General features: G+C 73.9%; 14 protein-coding genes and 1 pseudogene. 8 read left to right on the top strand and 7 right to left on the bottom strand.

Going from position 1 to position 15,387, the window contains the following annotated elements; genetic code table 11:
• Window positions 1-35 precede the first annotated feature (35 nt).
• A complete protein-coding gene (locus AC07FK_RS08000) occupies window positions 36-695 on the top strand; it encodes a pirin family protein (RefSeq protein WP_479103553.1) in 660 nt (219 codons plus the stop codon).
• An 8-nt stretch (window positions 696-703) separates the two neighbouring features.
• On the opposite strand, the gene AC07FK_RS07995 is transcribed toward AC07FK_RS08000, so the two are convergent.
• Entirely contained in the window at window positions 704-1,900 is a 1,197-nt protein-coding gene (locus tag AC07FK_RS07995) for a L,D-transpeptidase (RefSeq protein ID WP_479103551.1), read from the bottom strand.
• 197 nt (window positions 1,901-2,097) lie between these two features.
• On the opposite strand from AC07FK_RS07995, the gene AC07FK_RS07990 reads away from it, so the two are divergent.
• The 5 genes from AC07FK_RS07990 (at window position 2,098) to AC07FK_RS07970 (ending at window position 7,696) form a co-directional block, all read left to right on the top strand.
• The gene (locus AC07FK_RS07990; RefSeq protein ID WP_479103550.1) at window positions 2,098-3,300 is read left to right on the top strand and encodes a lipid II:glycine glycyltransferase FemX; all 1,203 of its coding nucleotides are present in this window, start codon (window positions 2,098-2,100) and stop codon (window positions 3,298-3,300) included.
• Complete coding sequence (murJ, locus tag AC07FK_RS07985) at window positions 3,297-4,928, top strand: murein biosynthesis integral membrane protein MurJ (RefSeq protein ID WP_479103549.1); 1,632 nt, start codon at window positions 3,297-3,299, stop codon at window positions 4,926-4,928. The genes AC07FK_RS07990 and murJ overlap by 4 nt, the downstream gene beginning before the upstream one ends.
• 76 nt (window positions 4,929-5,004) lie before the next feature.
• Window positions 5,005-5,688 (top strand): response regulator, encoded by a 684-nt coding sequence (locus AC07FK_RS07980; RefSeq protein WP_479103548.1) that lies wholly within the window; start codon window positions 5,005-5,007, stop codon window positions 5,686-5,688.
• Window positions 5,688-7,196, top strand: a complete 1,509-nt coding sequence (locus AC07FK_RS07975; RefSeq protein ID WP_479103546.1) for an ATP-binding protein — start codon at window positions 5,688-5,690, stop codon at window positions 7,194-7,196. Before AC07FK_RS07980 ends, AC07FK_RS07975 begins: the two co-directional genes overlap by 1 nt.
• The gene (locus tag AC07FK_RS07970; RefSeq protein ID WP_479103544.1) at window positions 7,193-7,696 is read left to right on the top strand and encodes a hypothetical protein; all 504 of its coding nucleotides are present in this window, start codon (window positions 7,193-7,195) and stop codon (window positions 7,694-7,696) included. The genes AC07FK_RS07975 and AC07FK_RS07970 overlap by 4 nt, the downstream gene beginning before the upstream one ends.
• Window positions 7,697-7,910: 214 nt before the next feature.
• On the opposite strand, the gene AC07FK_RS07965 is transcribed toward AC07FK_RS07970, so the two are convergent.
• Both AC07FK_RS07965 and AC07FK_RS07960 read right to left on the bottom strand, forming a co-directional pair.
• Window positions 7,911-8,732 carry a serine hydrolase domain-containing protein gene (locus AC07FK_RS07965; protein ID WP_479103542.1) on the bottom strand — a complete coding sequence of 274 codons (822 nt, stop codon included), beginning with the start codon at window positions 8,730-8,732 and terminating at the stop codon, window positions 7,911-7,913.
• Between the two features lie 19 nt (window positions 8,733-8,751).
• Window positions 8,752-9,219: a GNAT family N-acetyltransferase gene (locus AC07FK_RS07960; RefSeq protein ID WP_479103541.1), complete on the bottom strand. Its 468-nt coding sequence runs from the start codon at window positions 9,217-9,219 to the stop codon at window positions 8,752-8,754.
• Window positions 9,220-9,307: 88 nt separating this feature from the next.
• On the opposite strand from AC07FK_RS07960, the gene AC07FK_RS07955 reads away from it, so the two are divergent.
• On the top strand, window positions 9,308-9,763 hold the full coding sequence (locus tag AC07FK_RS07955) for a MerR family transcriptional regulator (protein WP_479103540.1): 456 nt from the start codon (window positions 9,308-9,310) through the stop codon (window positions 9,761-9,763).
• 7 nt (window positions 9,764-9,770) lie between these two features.
• Entirely contained in the window at window positions 9,771-10,790 is a 1,020-nt protein-coding gene (locus AC07FK_RS07950) for an aldo/keto reductase (RefSeq protein ID WP_479103539.1), read from the top strand.
• 151 nt (window positions 10,791-10,941) lie between these two features.
• On the opposite strand, the pseudogene AC07FK_RS07945 reads toward AC07FK_RS07950, so the two are convergent.
• The 4 genes and pseudogenes from AC07FK_RS07945 to AC07FK_RS07930 all read right to left on the bottom strand — a co-directional run bounded on the left by AC07FK_RS07945 (window position 10,942) and on the right by AC07FK_RS07930 (window position 15,313).
• A pseudogene (locus AC07FK_RS07945) lies at window positions 10,942-12,134 on the bottom strand (acyltransferase family protein).
• Window positions 12,134-13,153, bottom strand: coding sequence for an alpha/beta hydrolase (locus tag AC07FK_RS07940; protein ID WP_479103537.1), 1,020 nt, complete (start codon window positions 13,151-13,153; stop codon window positions 12,134-12,136). The pseudogene AC07FK_RS07945 and the gene AC07FK_RS07940 overlap by 1 nt, the downstream one beginning before the upstream one ends.
• A 169-nt stretch (window positions 13,154-13,322) precedes the next feature.
• Window positions 13,323-13,997 carry a response regulator gene (locus AC07FK_RS07935; protein ID WP_479103535.1) on the bottom strand — a complete coding sequence of 225 codons (675 nt, stop codon included), beginning with the start codon at window positions 13,995-13,997 and terminating at the stop codon, window positions 13,323-13,325.
• A complete protein-coding gene (locus tag AC07FK_RS07930) occupies window positions 13,994-15,313 on the bottom strand; it encodes a sensor histidine kinase (protein ID WP_479103534.1) in 1,320 nt (439 codons plus the stop codon). Before AC07FK_RS07930 ends, AC07FK_RS07935 begins: the two co-directional genes overlap by 4 nt.
• Window positions 15,314-15,387: the final 74 nt, after the last annotated feature.

The following is a 15,387-nucleotide window of genomic DNA, read 5'->3' as shown; positions in this document are numbered from 1 at the left end:
CCCCGGGTCGTCGGGCCGGGGCTACGGTGGGCTCCGTGATTTCTGTACGGCGCTCCGCGGACCGCTTCCGCGGCGGTGACGCCTCCGCCGGTGTCGAGTCCCTGCACGCCTTCTCCTTCGGGCACTTCTACGACCCGGACCTCCTGCGCTTCGGCGCCGTCCTGGCCTGCAACGAGGAACGGCTGGCGCCGGGCGCCGGATTCGACGAGCACCCGCACAGCCACACCGAGATCGTCACCTGGGTCGTCGAGGGGGAACTCACCCACCGCGACTCGGCCGGCCACGCCACCGTCGTGCGCCCCGGCGACGTGCAGCGGCTCAGCGCGGGCGCCGGCGTCCGGCACGTGGAGCGCAACGACGGCGACGTGCCGCTGGTGTTCGTGCAGATGTGGCTGGCGCCGGTGGACCCCGGCGGGGAGCCCTCGTACGAGGTCGTGCGCGGCATCGCGGACGCCACCCCGTACGCGCTGCCCCGGGCCGGCGCGCTGCTGCACGTGCGGCGGCCGGGCGTCGGGGAGCGCACGGCGGTCCCGGACGCGCCGCTGGTGTACGCCCATGTCGTACGCGGCCGCTTCGGCCTCGGGGACCACGCGCTGGGACCCGGCGACGCGGCGCTGATCACCGGGGCGGACGGCCTGGAGCTGGTGGCGGCCGCCGCCCCCGCCGAGGTGCTGCTGTGGGAGCTGAGCGGCTGACCCCCGGGTCAGCCCTTCAGCGCGCTCTTGGCCTTCCACTGCTCCCAGGAGACGTTCCACGCGCCGTAGCCGTTGCCCTCGGCGACCGTGCCCTTGGTGTCCCGGCCCTTGATCTCGAACGGGTCGCCCACGTGGACCCGGCCGTAGAAGTACGCCGCGTCGGCCGTGCTCATGCCGATGCAGCCGGAGCTCATGTTGGCCCGGCCGAAGTAGCGGGCGTTCCAGGGGGCGGCGTGCGCGTACATCCCGGACCAGGTCAGGCGCATCGAGTAGTCGACCATCTTGTCGTACGCGTCGCCCAGGCCCACCGTCTCCGAGTTCATGTTGATGGTGCCCTCCTTCGCCATCAGCACGGCCGTCCCCCGCCAGGACCGCTTGTCGCCGCCGGGGGTGCCCCCGGAGACCGGGATCTCCACCGGCTTCTTCCCGTCCCGCTCCAGTGTGAGGAGCTTGCGGTCGAGGTCGACGCGTACGACCTGGCGGGCGCCGACGGTGAAGCCGGTGCGGTAGTCGCGGACGAACCAGCCGCCGGCCGGGCCCGAGTCGGTGCCGTTGAGCTGGGCTTCGAGGACGACCTTCGTACCGGCCTTCCAGTAGTCCTTGGGGCGCCAGTCGGCGCGGTCGCGGCCGGAGTGGTCGCGGACCCAGCCCCAGGAGCCCTCGGTGTCGTTCGATGTGGTCACCTTGAGCTGCTTCTCCACGTCGGCCTTGTGCGCGACCGGGCTGTCGAAGACGACCGACAGCGGCTGGCCGACGCCGACGGTGGAGTTCTTCCCGGGCGCGAGCGACAGCTTGTTGACCCTGCTCGCGGCGGCCGTGGTGAACGAGGTCCGGCTGGTGGCCTCACGGCCGCCCTTGGTACGGGTCTTCGCCTCCACCTCGTACGTCGTGCCGGGCACCGCCTTGCGGTCCGAGGTCCAGGACGCCTTGCCGGGCGCCGGGCGGCCGGCGAGCCGGTCGCCCTCGGCGTCGACGACGGTCACCGAGGACAGCGTGCCGCCCTTCACGGTGACCACGACCGGCTTCCCGGCGGCCGCGCCCTTGCCGTCCGGGGTCACGGTGACGGTCACCGGACGGTCGGGCCCGCCGGCCGGCCTGCCGTCGGCCGGCGGCGCGACGCTCGCGCCGCCGGACGAACAGGCGCAGAGCACGGCGCTCAGTACGCCGGCCACGGCAGCGGTGCGCGACGCACGTATATGACTCACGGAAGCCTCCAGAAAGGGGTGGGATGTCCGGACTCTAAGCCGCGGAAAACCCCGGAAACCGGCCCGGCGGTGATGTGACGGCGGTTGGGAACAAACGGTCGTCGTCCGGTCACATTCGCCGCGCGGCACGGTCACGGTCGGCTGTGAATCTCCTGACCGCCCCACCAACGAGGGGGCGGAAACCGGAGGTTCACGCTGTGTCAGCTCTGCTCGTGACGGCGGCCGCCCGCAACCGGGAGACCCGGCTGGGGCCCATCACCGCCGAGACGTACCGCGCGTTCCTCGCGTCCCGCGCGGCCGGGCCGTCCGGCCCCAGCTTCCTGCAGTGCCCGTCCTGGGCCGGTGTGAAGGAGGGGTGGCAGTCGCGGCTGATCGGCTGGGGACCCGCGGACGACGGCCCCGGCCCGCCCGGCGCGCGGGGGCTGACCGGGGTGGCCCTGGTCCTGCTCCGCCCGTTCCCCGGCACCCGGAAGTACTTCGCGTACCTGCCGGAGGGGCCGTACGCCGACTGGGCCGACCCGGACATCGACGGCTGGCTCACTCCGCTGCTGAAGCATCTGCGGGAGGCCGGCGTCTTCGCCGTGCGCATCGGGCCCGCGCCCGCCTTCCGGCGCTGGAACGCCGCCCGGCTCAAGCAGCTCACCGGCCCCGGCCGAAGCGTCCACGACGTCCTCGCCTGCGAGGTCGACCCCCTGGGCACCGCCGTGTCCGAGCGGCTGCGGGCGCGCGGCTGGCGGCGCTGCGGCGGCGACGGCCCGAGCGGCGACGGGGACGCGCAGCCGCGCCTCGTCTTCCAGGTCCCGCTCGCCGGGCGCACCGTCGACGACCTGTGGAACGGGCTCAACCAGGAGTGGCGCCGCAATGTGCGCCGGGCCGGGAAGTCCGGCGTCGAGGTGTCCGTCGGAGGCGCCGCCGACCTCCCCGAGTTCTACCGGCTGCTGCGGATCACCGAGGAGCGCGACGGATTCCGGCTCGGCCGCTCCCTGGCGTACTACGAGCGGCAGTACGAGGTCCTCAACGCCGAGCAGCCGGGCCGGATGAAGCTCTACCTCGCCCGCCACGGCGGCGAGATCCTCGCCGCCCACACCATGCTCACGGTGGGCCGCCGCGTCTGGTACCAGACGGGCGCCTCCGCCGACCACCGGCGCGAGGTCCGGCCCTCCAACGCCCTGCAGTGGCGCATGCTGCGGGACGCCCACGCACTCGGCGCCGACGTCTACGACATGCGCGGGGTACCCTCCACCCTCGATCCCGACGACCGCGGACACGGTCTGCTGCGCTGGAAACTCGGCACGGGCGGACAGGTCGTCGAAACACTGGGGGAGTGGGAGACGCCGATGGCAGGCACGACCAATCACACGCTGTACCGCGCGTTCCAGGCGTATCTGGCCCGCCGATGAGCACCACGTCGCTCGCCGCGCCGAAACCCTCGTCCGTGCTGCGCAGCGGCGCGCTCATGGCGGCCGGGTCCGTCGTCTCACGGGCCACCGGCTTCGTACGCTCCGCCGTCGTCGCGGCGGCGCTCGGCGTCGGCGTGACCGCCGACGGTTACGCGGTCGGCAACACCGTGCCGACCATCGTCTACATGCTGCTGCTCGGCGGCGCGCTCAACGCCGTCTTCGTGCCCGAGCTGGTCAAGGCCGCCAAGGAGCACGAGGACGGCGGAGCCGCGTACACCGACCGGCTGCTCACCGTCTGCGTCGTGGCGCTGCTGGCGATCACCGCGGGCGCGGTCCTCGCGGCGCCCGCCATCGTCGACGCGTACACCTCCTACACCGGTCAGCGGGCCGACATGACAGTCGCCTTCGCCCGCTACTGCCTGCCGCAGATCTTCTTCCTCGGCCTGTTCACCCTGCTCGGCCAAGTGCTCAACGCACGCGGCCGGTTCGGCGCGATGATGTGGACTCCGGTCCTCAACAACGCCGTGGTCATCGCGGTATTCGCGCTCTACCTCGGGCTCGCCGCCACGTCCGACGGCCCGCTGTCGCCGGCCCGCACGGCCTGGCTCGGCTGGGGCACGACCGCCGGCATCGCCGTGCAGGCGCTCGCGCTGCTGCCCGTCCTGCGCGCGGCCCGGTTCCGCTGGCGGCCCCGGTTCGACTGGCGGGGCAGCGGCCTGACCCGCCCGCTGCGGGCGGCCGGGTGGCTGGTGATGCTGGTCCTCACCAACCAGGCCGCGTACTGGGTGGTGACCCGGCTGGCCACGTCGGCCGGGCAGCGGGCGGCGGACCTGGGCATCGACGGCGGCGTCGGCTTCAGCGCCTACAACAACGCCTATCTCCTGTGGGCCGTGCCGCACGGCATCGTGACCGTCTCGCTCGTCACCGCCCTGATGCCCCGGATGAGCGGGGCGGCGGCCGACGGGGACGGGCCGGCCGTACGACGCGACGTCTCGTACGCGCTGCGCACCAGCGCCGCCGCCGTCGTCCCGGCGGCCTGCGCGCTGCTCGCCCTCGCGCAGCCGCTGATGGCGCTCGTCTTCCAGTACGGCGAGACCCGTCCCGACGACACCGCCGCGATGGCGACCATCCTCATGGCGTTCGCGCCCGGCCTCGTCGCCTTCTCGGGCCAGTACGTCCTCTCCCGGGCCTTCTACGCCCTGCGCGACACCCGTACCCCCTTCCTCCTCAACCTGGTGATCGCCGGACTCAACGCGGGCCTGTCCACGGCCGCGTACCTCCTGCTGCCCGCCCGCTGGGCGGTGACGGGCATGGCCGGGGCGTACTCGCTCGCGCTGTGCGCGGGCTGGGCGCTCACGGCGTACACCCTGCACCGGCGCCTGCCGCCGGACCGGACGGCGGGACGCTCCCCCTCCCTGGCCGCCCACGCCCGGCTGCTGGCCGCCGCCGTCCCCGCCGCGGCCCTCGGCCACCTCGCCGCCGGATGGGCGGCCGGGGCCGGCGCGCCCGCGGCGACGGCGTCGGGAGCGGCCGTGATCCTCGCGGTGTTCGCCGTCCTCGCCGGGCCGCTGCGCCTGACCGAGGTCGAGGCCCTGCTCACGGGAGCGGTACGGCGGCTGCGGCGATGAGGACGGCGGCCACGACGACAGCGACCGCGAGGACAGCGCCGTACACCCCACCCTCACCCCTTGGGATACTCCACAGATGCCACGCGTGCTCCTGATAGAAGACGACCCCTCCGTACGCGAAGGGGTCGAGCTGGGGCTGCGCCGCCGCGGCCACGACGTGCGGACCGCCGCCACCGGGGAGGCCGGGCTCGCCGCCCTCGCCGAGTTCCGTCCCGACCTGCTGCTCCTGGACCTGATGCTGCCGGGCATGAACGGTGTCCAGGTCTGCCGCCGGGTGCGGGACAGCAGCCAGTTGCCGATCATCATGCTCACGGCCCGGGGCGACGACTTCGACGTCGTCATCGGCCTGGAGGCGGGCGCCGACGACTACATCGTCAAGCCGGCCCGCACCGAGGTGATCGAGGCCCGCATCCGGGCGGTGCTGCGCCGCATCGAGGAACCCGGCGGCCCGCGGCCCGCCGTCGAGTTCCACGGAGAGCTCGCCGTCGACCGGGCGGGGCTCACCGTCGCCAAGTCCGGCGAGCGCGTCTCCCTCGCCCCCTCGGAGCTGAAGCTGCTGCTGCACCTGTGCGCGGCCCCGGAACAGGTCTTCAGCAGGCAGCAGTTGCTGGAACACGTATGGGAGCACAGCTACCACGGCGACGCCCGGCTCGTCGACGCGTGCGTACGGCGGCTGCGCAACAAGATCGAGGACGTTCCGGGCAGCCCCCGCTACATCCAGACGCTTCGCGGCTTCGGCTACCGCTTCGGGCCACTGTGATGATCTCCGGGCTGCGCACGCGGCTCGTCCTCGCCTTCCTGCTCGTCGCCGCGGTCGGCTGTGGCACCACGGCCGCCCTCACCTACCGCGAGGCGCGCAACGCCCTGCTCAAACAGGCGCAGGACTCGGCTGTCTCGTCCTTCCGCGAGCAGATCCAGGAGTTCCACCTCAACCTGCCGCCCAACAGGGAACAGATGCAGGGGATGACCCGCACGCTCGCCCGGCAGGGCAAGGGCCGCGACTGGTGGGTGTACGCCGAGTACGGGTCCATGCGGATCTCCTCCGGTACCAGAGCCACCTCCACGGTCATCACGCCCGAGCTGCGCCGCGAGGCCCGGGGCACGCCGCACGGCAGCTTCCAGCGGGTCGTCAAGGGCGGCGAGCCCTACCTGACCGTCGCCGTGCCCGTCGTCTTCCGGACCAGCCCTCCGGGGACGGGCGGGCGGACCGTGCGCCCCACGGGCCTGACCTTCTTCGCCGTCATGCCGCTCACCGACGAACAGGCCAACGTCGACGCCATGGTCGTCGCCGCACGGGACGGCGCCCTGCCGGCGCTCGCGATCGCCCTGGTGCCCGCCCTCCTCGCCGCGCGCAGTGTGCTGCGCCCGGTCCGCGACCTGCGGCAGGCGGCCCGCAGCCTCGGCCGGGGCCGGCTGGACACCCGTATCCCCGTCAAGGGCGGCGGAGAGCTCTCCGAACTGGCGCGTACGTTCAACGAGTCCACCGCCGCGCTCGAACGCTCCGTGGACGCACTCCAGCGCGCCGAGGCCCGTGCCCGCCGCTTCGCCTCCGACGTCTCCCACGAACTGCGCACCCCGCTCGCCGGGATGCTCGCCGTCACCGAACTGCTCGACGAGGACGCGGCCGGCCTCGACCCGGACACGGCCGCGGCGGTGCGTCTGATCAGCAATGAGACCGGCAAACTGGCCGTGCTGGTCGAGGACTTGATGGAGATCTCCCGCTTCGACGCCCGTGCGGCCGAGCTGAACACCGACGAGGTCGACGCCGCCGAGACCATCCGCAGGACCTTGCAGAGCCGCCGCTGGACGGACCCCGCCGAGATCGTCCTCGACCTGCCCGACGGCATCCGTGCCCGGCTCGACCCCCGGCGCTTCGACGTCGTGATCGCCAACCTGGTCGGCAACGCCCTGCGGCACGGCCGGCCGCCCGTCACCGTCACGCTGAGCACCGGGACCCGCCCGCCGGCCCCGGAGGAGGCGGCGGACGGAACGCCGGACGGGCCGGGCGGCGGGACCACGCACTGGCTCGTGACCGAGGTGGCGGACCGGGGCCCCGGCATCCCCGCGGACGTGCTGCCGCACGTCTTCGACCGCTTCTACAAGGCCGACCAGGCCCGCGCGCGCTCGGCGGGCAGCGGCCTCGGACTCGCCATCACCCTGGAGAACGTACGGCTGCACGGCGGTACGGTCCGTGCCGCGAACGGCCCCGGCGGCGGCGCCGTCTTCGTCGTGGAGATCCCCCTCACCACCAGTGAGGTGACCGCGTGAAGTACCTGCGCTCCCTCGCCCTGGCGTCGGCGTCGCTGCTGCTCGCCGGATGCGGCATACGGGCCAGCGAAGTGGTCGAGGCGGGCGGACCGGCCCTGGCCGACGTGGCCCAGGAGGACGGGATGCTGCTCTTCTTCGTCGGACCGGACGGCTCGTCGATTCCCGTGGTCAGGTACGTCGACGGGATTCCCCCCACGGCGGCCGCCAAGAGCCTCGCCGCGCTGCTGCACGGCCCCACGCCCGAGGAGCACGCGGCCGGCATCACCACCCGGCTGCCGACCGCCGGCGCGCCGGTCCGGGTCGAACCGGCGGCGAACGGGAACGGGGGCGGCGAGGCCGGGGACTTGCGCGTCACGGTCGCGTTCGCCGTGCGCTCGCTCGACGCGGCGGCCGTGCGGCAACTGGTCTGCACGGCGGCCCACGCCGAGGACCCGGAGGGCCTGGCCGAAGTGGCCCTCACCGGCAGCGACGGCTCCCTGCCCGCCACTGCCTGCGCCTAGAAGCCTGCGGCGAACAGACGGCGGTGGGGGGTACGCCGCATGGAGGGCGCCTCTTCCAGCTCCGGGGCTCGGACGGCAAACCTCACCACCCGGCCCCCCGGCGGAAGTCCTCGTCCGGTACGCGGTCCGGCGACTCCACTCGTTCGGAGCCACCCCGCGACCCCCTCCATCGGCGCGCGGCCCGTTCGATCGCGTCCGCGCGGGGCGGCGGAACCTAGCGGGCGCCGAAGCCGGCCAGTACCGCGTCCGTGAACGGCGGCCACGCCTCGACGGCCCACGGGCCGAACGCCCGGTCCGTCAGCGCGACGCAGGCGAGGCCCGCGTCCGGGTCGACCCACAGGAACGTACCGGACTGGCCGAAGTGCCCGAACGTGCGCGGCGAGGACGAACCGCCCGTCCAGTGCGGCGACTTGGAGTCACGGATCTCGAAGCCCAGCCCCCAGTCGTTGGGGTTCTGGTGGCCGTAGCCGGGCAGGACGCCCTTCAGCCCGGGGTGGACCACGGCCGTCGCCGCGGCGACCGTGCGCGCGTCCAGCAGACGCGGGGCCTGGAGCTCGGCGGCGAACCGCGCGAGGTCGTCGACGGTCGAGACACCGTCCTTGGCGGGCGAGCCGTCCAGCGAGGTGGCCGCCATGCCGAGCGGTTCGAGCACCGCCTGGCGCAGGTAGTCGGCGAAGGGGATGTCCGTCGCCTTCGCGATGTGGTCCCCGAGCACCTCGAAGCCCGCGTTGGAGTACAGCCGGCGCTCACCGGGCGGCGCCATCACGCGGTGCTCGTCGAAGGCGAGCCCGCTGGTGTGGGCCAGCAGGTGGCGGACCGTGGACCCCTCGGGACCGGCCGGCTCGTCGAGCTCGACCGCCCCCTCCTCGTACGCGACGAGCGCGGCGTACGCGGTGAGCGGCTTGGTCACCGACGCCAGCGGGAAGCGGTGGCCGGTCGGGCCGTACGACCCGAGGACGGCGCCGTCCGCGCGCACGACGGCGGCCGCCGCGGTGGGTACCGGCCAGTTCTCGATCAGCGACGCCAGGCTCTGCATGCGTACGAGCGTAAAGGCTCTACAGCGTCAGCCGCATCGAGGGGTCGGGCTTGCGCACGAAGCCGAGCGAGGCGTACAGCGGCTCCGCCTCGGCGGACGCGTTGAGGTCGACCCTCCGCACGCCCCGCTCGCGGAACCAGTCGAGGAGCGCCTCGGTGCACGCCCGGGCGTGGCCCCTGCGCCGCTGGTCCGGGTCGGTGGCGACGCTGAAGAGGTGGCCGACGGCGCCGTGCGGATTGCCGGAGCCCCCGATGCGGTACTCGACCGTGCCGGCGGCGAGCGCGGCCAGTGCGCCCGGACGGTCCGGGTGGGGGACGACGAACGCGGCGAAGTCCCCGTCCTGCTCCGCGAGCCTGCCGCGCAGGGTCGGCAGCGACTCTGCCTGCCAGTCGGTCGACGATTCGGAGTGGACCGAGTCGATCATCACCTGGCGCAGGCGGATCACTTCCGCGGCGTCGGCGGGGCGGGCGCGGCGTACGGGGCTCATGCTGCCGGAGGCTATCGGGACCGGCCCGGAAACTTCTTCCCGTTTTACGGTTGCTTGGAGTGCACTCCAAGGTCCTAGCGTGGAGGTCATGACCGTGACGGAAACCGTCCCCGCACGCACCGATTTCCGCGCCGCCGCGACCCGTGCCCACCCGCGCCCCGAGGGCCGGGACCACTACACGATCAGCGAGGTCGCCGCGCACACCGGGCTCACCGCGTACACCCTGCGCTGGTACGAGCGGATCGGGCTGATGCCGCACGTCGACCGCTCGCACACCGGCCAGCGGCGCTTCAGCAACCGGGATCTCGACTGGCTGGCCTTCGTCGGCAAGCTGCGGCTGACCGGCATGCCCGTCGCGGACATGGTCAGGTACGCCGAACTGCTGCGGGAGGGCGAGCACACCTTCGAGGAACGGCAGGAACTGCTGGAGTCGACCCGCCGCGACGTGCGCACGCGCATCGCCGAACTCCAGGACACGCTCGCCGTGCTGAACTACAAGATCGACTTCTACGCGGACGCCCGGAGGGCGTCGGAGAGGGCCTGAAACCCACATGAGCGACGATTACACGATCGACAAGGTCCAACTGGGAACCGGTGGACCGGAAGTCGGCGTCCAGGGCCTCGGCTGCATGGGCATGAGCTTCGCGTACGGGCCCACGGACGCCGACGAGGCGCGGGCGACGCTGGAGCGGGCGCTCGAACTGGGCATCACCCTGTACGACACGGCGGACGCGTACGCGGCGGGCGAGAACGAGCGGTTCCTCGCCCCGTTCGTCCGCGCGCACCGGGACGAGGTCGTCATCGCGACCAAGTTCGCGCTGGCCGTCGACCCCCGCGACCCGTCGAAGCGGACCATCAACAACGACCCCGCCTACATCCGCCAGTGCGTCGAGGGCAGCCTCCAGCGCCTCGGCGTCGAAGAGATCGACCTCTACTACATGCACCGGCGCGACGTGAACGTCCCCATCGAGGAGTCGGTCGGCGCGATGGCCGAGCTGGTGCACGAGGGCAAGGTCAAGCACCTCGGGCTGAGCGAGGTGACCGGCGGCGAGCTGCGCGCCGCGCAGGACGTGCACCCGATCGCAGCCGTGCAGTCCGAGTGGTCGCTGTTCAGCCGCGACATCGAGGAGGGCGTCGTACCGGCGGCCAAGGAACTGGGCGTCGCCCTGGTCCCGTACTCCCCGCTGGGCCGGGGCTTCCTCACCGGAGCCTTCACCAGCGCGGAGAAGGACCTCAGCGAGGACGACTTCCGGCGCACCCAGCCCCGCTTCAACGGCGACAACGCCGCCGCGAACGCGTTGCTGCTCGAACCGGTGCGCAAGCTCGCCGAGGGCCGCAACGCCACGTTGGGGCAGGTCGCTCTCGCCTGGGTGCAGCAGCAGGCGCGGGTGCACGGGCTCGCCGTCGTACCGATCCCGGGAACCCGCAAGCGCACCCGCGTCGAGGAGAACGCGGCGGCGACACGGCTCCTGCTCACCGAGAGTGAGATGGAACTCCTGGCCCCGATCGCCAGCCAGGTCGCGGGCGGCCGCTACGCGGACATGACGTTCACGTCGGCCGGCCGCGAGTAAGGACCGCCGTCGCACTCCCGCGCCGCCGTGGCATGCGGCGCGGGGGTGCGGGACTCCCGCTCACGGTCGGCGGGGGAGCACAGGGGCCCCGTGCACGCTGTCCGGGCACAGAGCCGCAGGGACCCGCGCAGGGCGGCAGCGGAGGCCCCCTTCACGCCAGGCCCAGGGCGAAGGCCGCGAATCCCGCCGCGAGCAGGCCCGCGGCCGCACGGCGGGTCGTCGTCACGTGCCCCCACGGTGCCTCGAAGGCCCGCGCGTACCGTCCGATCAGGATCAGCAGCCCGCGAACACCGGCAGCCAAGCGGCCCTGGCCATGATCCAGCCGATCGAGTCCGGCGGCCCCGTCAGCCCCGGAACCGTACCCAGGAACGAGGCGGGCACAGCCGCGGCGAGCATCGCCGTCTGGTGCCAGCACAGGATCGTCATGGCCGACAGGTTGATCACGACGACCGGCGCCCACAGCGCGGGCCGGCGCAGCAGCCCGCCGATCCGCTCGCGCAGCAGGATCGCCGCACCGCTCTGGGCCGCCGCGAGGGCGAGGACCAGCAGCGACGGCGGGTGCGAGTTGGTGCGCGCCTCGCCCGGCACGCCGACCATCGACGCCGGGTAGTGGAACACCACCAGCAGCACGGCGAACAGCACCGCCCCGCCGGCCAGCAGTACCGCACCGCCGCGCCTGCCGATCCGCTTCTCGCCCCAGCAGACGCCGAGTTGGTACGCGAGGAGCCAGCCCGGCAGCAGGTTCAGCAGACTGAGCCACGACGGCACGTCCTCGGCGTACGGCCCGTAGCGCAGGAAGTCGACGACCGCCACGGAGGCCAGGAGCGGCGCGGCGGCCCACGCGCCCAGCATCTCGGAGGCGCGGACGCAGTACGGCGTCAGGGCGGTCACCGCGACGTACACCCCGACGAACCACAGCGGCTGGATCACCAGCGTCGACGCGGTCCGCAGCGTCGTCCCCGGCACCCCCGCGGCGAACAGCACCGGCAGCAACACCGCCCACACGGCGGTGACGCCGAGCACCGGCCGGCCGAGCCGCGCGATCCGCCCGCGCAGCCATGTACCGGCCGTGCCCCGGTGGCGGCGGTACGACAGGACGGACGCGCAACCGCCGACCAGGAAGAAGACGCCCAGCATCTGGAGCACCCAGCTGACCGGCGCGAGGGAGCCGAACGACGACAGCGGGCTCGCGTTGTGCAGCGCGCCGCCGCCGTCCGGGGTGAAGCCGCCGAGCATCCAGTGGCCGGTCGGCACGGCGAGGAGGGCGAGCGCCCGCAGGCCGTCGACGGCGCGGTCGCGGTGGGCGGGGGTCCGTGCCTCGATCCGCGCTGCCAGAGCCCGCATCAGACCGCTCCCACGGTGATCGAGGCGAAGGCACGGAGCGACTGCGTGCCGGGGGCGAAGTAGCCGGTGTGGCCGTCGGCGTCACCGGCCGGCACACGGCGGGCGCCGAAGGCCGGGCCGGTGGGGTCGGCACCGTGGCCGAGCCCCGCGAACCGGACGTTCGGGACCCTGCCGATCCAGTCGGTCGGATCCTTGGCGGCCCACACGCGGGCTTGCGTACGCAGGTCGTCGACGCTGTCCGCGCGCATCCCGGGGGAGCCCAGCGCGACGACGTCGGCGGCGTCCACGCGGTGGGCCGCCAGGCCGCAGACCACCGAGCCGTAGCTGTGGCAGAACAGGGCCGGGTCCGGGGCGCCGACGGCGCCGAGCCCGTCGGTCAGCCGGGCCAGCCGGTCCGCGCCCGCCTCGGCGAGGCCCCCCGTGGCGGCGTCCACGCCCACGCCGACGGGGGTCGTGTACCCGGCCCAGGCGATCACCGCGGTGCGGTGGCCCTTCGTCGCGTCGCGCAGGGACTTCGCCATGCCGGCGGGGGTGCCGTAGGGGTCGTTCGTACGGTCGAAGGTGGCGGCGTCGATGTCCGAACCGGGGACCACGACGGCGACGTGCCGCGCCGTCGTCAGATCCCCGTACACCTCGGCGACCTGTCCCCGGCCGCGCGGGTCGAGGGCGAGGATCCGGCGGCCGGGCGCGGCGAGGCGGTCGTGGCCGGTGGCCTTCGCGGTGCGGCGGTTGGCGGCGTAACGCAGCTCGACGGGGGCGCCGTCCAGGTTGCCGACGACCGCGGGATGGCGGCGGACGAGGTCGCGGCGCCGGTCGTCGCCGAGCGCCGCGAAGAAGCGGGCGATCCGGGCGGGTGACGTGGTGGCCGGGTCGGGCAGGCCCTCGCGGTTCCAGGCGGCGGTGCCGGGCGGCGGGCCGGTGACGGGCTCCTGCGCGGTCCCCGAAGCCCAGCCCGCCGTGCCCGACACGACGGTCGTCGCGAGTGCCAGCGCGATCAGGGTCCTCTTGTAGCGGCGCATGGTTGCCTGCTTCCTCTTCGTCCGGTGGCGGCGGAGAGGAAGGTAGGAGGACGACGCCGTCGGGGGCGTCGGACCGGAGAGCCAAGTCAGGGCTGCTACCGGGGTATGAGGGGTACGGGGTTCCGGCGCCCGGGGCCGCGGCGGACCGCCCCACGCTGGTGACGGTGCGTCACGCGCCCGGCGAGACCAGGCCCGACTCGTACGCGAAGATCACTGCCTGCGCCCGGTCGCGCAGCTGCAGCTTGGCCAGGACACGGCCGATGTGCGTCTTCACCGTCTGCTCCGCCAGGACCAGTCGGGCGGCGATCTCCTGGTTCGACAGGCCCCGGGCGATGAGCTCCAGCACCTCCGTCTCGCGGGGCGTGAGCCCGTTGAGCCGCAGGGAGGGGTCCTTGCGCGGGGCGGGCCGCTGCCGCGCGAAGTCCGCGATCAGGCGCCGGGTCACCGACGGCGCCAGCAGCGCCTCGCCGGCCGCGACCACCCGCACCGCCGAGATCAGGTCGGCGGGCGGCGCGTCCTTGAGGAGGAACCCGGACGCGCCGGCGCGCAGCGCCTCGTACACGTAGTCGTCCACGTCGAACGTGGTGAGCATCAGGACCTTCGGCCGGTGGACGACCCCGGCGGGCGGGTCCAGCAGCTCACGTGCCGCCGCCAGCCCGTCCATCTCCGGCATCCGCACGTCCATGAGGACCACGTCGGGATGCGCCGCCCGGCTGACCGCGATGCCCTGTCGTCCGTCCGGCGCCTCCCCGACCACGTCGATGTCGCTCTGCGCCGACAGCAGCGCGGCGAACCCCGCCCGGACCATGGCCTGGTCGTCGACGATGATCACGCGGATGGTCATGGGGAAGCGGGGTCCTTCGCGCCGAGGGGAAGCCGGGCGGCGACCCGGAAGCCGCCGTCGGGCAGCGGGCCGGTGTCGAGCGTGCCGCCGGTCAACCGTACGCGTTCGCGCATGCCGACGAGGCCGTGCCCGCCCGCCCCGCCCGCCTCCACGGGCGAGGCCGGCCCGGTGGGCGGGCCGTTGACGACGAGTACGGTGAGGTCCGTGCCGTCGGAGGTGACGGAGATCCGGGTGGTGGCGCCGGGCGCGTGCCGTACGACGTTCGCCAGCGCCTCCTGGACGATCCGGTACGCCGACAGGTCGACGGTCTGGGGCAGCCGGCCGGCCCCGGTGAGCCCCGTGGTGAGGGACAGCTCGGCGGGCAGCCCGGCCCGTACCGTCGCCTCCACGAGCTGCTGGAGCCGGTCGAGGCCGGGCTGCGGAGCCCGCTCGCCCGCCGCGTCCTCGCTGCGCAGCACCGACAGCAGCCTGCGCATCTCGGTCAGCGACTCCCGCGCGCTCGCGGCGATCGACGCGAACTCCTCCTCGGCGCCGGGCGGCAGCCCCGCGACGCGGTACGGCGCGGAGTCGGCCTGCACGGTGATGACCGACATGTGGTGGGCCACCACGTCGTGCAACTCCCGGGCGATCCGCGTCCGTTCCTCCAGCAGCGTCCTCCGGGCCCGCTCCGCCTCGCTGATGGTCTCCTGCTCGGCGAGCCGCCGCTGCGCCTCACCGCGCTCGCGCAGCGCGCCGCCTATGACGAGGACGACGGCGCTGAGCACGACGAGCAGGACGTTCGTACCCTCGCTCTCCCCGGGGAAGAGCTGCCCGAGGACGAGACCGGCCGCGCCGGTGACGATCCAGACCCCGATGAGCGTGCGCCGCGTCTCGCGCAGAGCCAGCGCGAACATCAGGAAGAGGTACGCGACGAGGGCGGGCGGCGTCCACGGCCACGGGGACCGCTCGTCGAGCCCGCCGAGGGCGACGAGCGCGCCCACGACGTCGGCCGGCAGCACGATCCACCACGCCTGGAGCGGCCGGTGGGCGACCATCAGCAGCGGAACGGTCTGCGCGGCGGCGATCGCGCCGGCCCAACCGCCGGGCACGCCGTAGTCGCCGGTGAGGACGACGACGGTCAGCGGCAGGAAGGTGGCGACGAGGGCGAGTGCCGCGGCGTACGGCAGCAGCCGCTGCCACTGCCTGGGGGAGTCCGCGAACAGCGGCGTGGGCGCGTGCGAGGGGTGGCTGACGGCGTACGCGAGGGCGCGCAGATTGCGGCGCCCGGCGCTGATGAGGCCGTCGGCGGGGGGCGGGGGAGCGGAGGGCTGGGTCATGACCCGGCCAGCGTAGGCGGGAGGCGGCCGTACGGCGTCGTGCCCGGGTCCGAAACCCGGCCTCATACCGGGGT

It is taken from the genome of Streptomyces sp. NPDC046122 (genome assembly GCF_056429965.1).
This window is presented reverse-complemented; position numbering and strand designations above follow the sequence as displayed.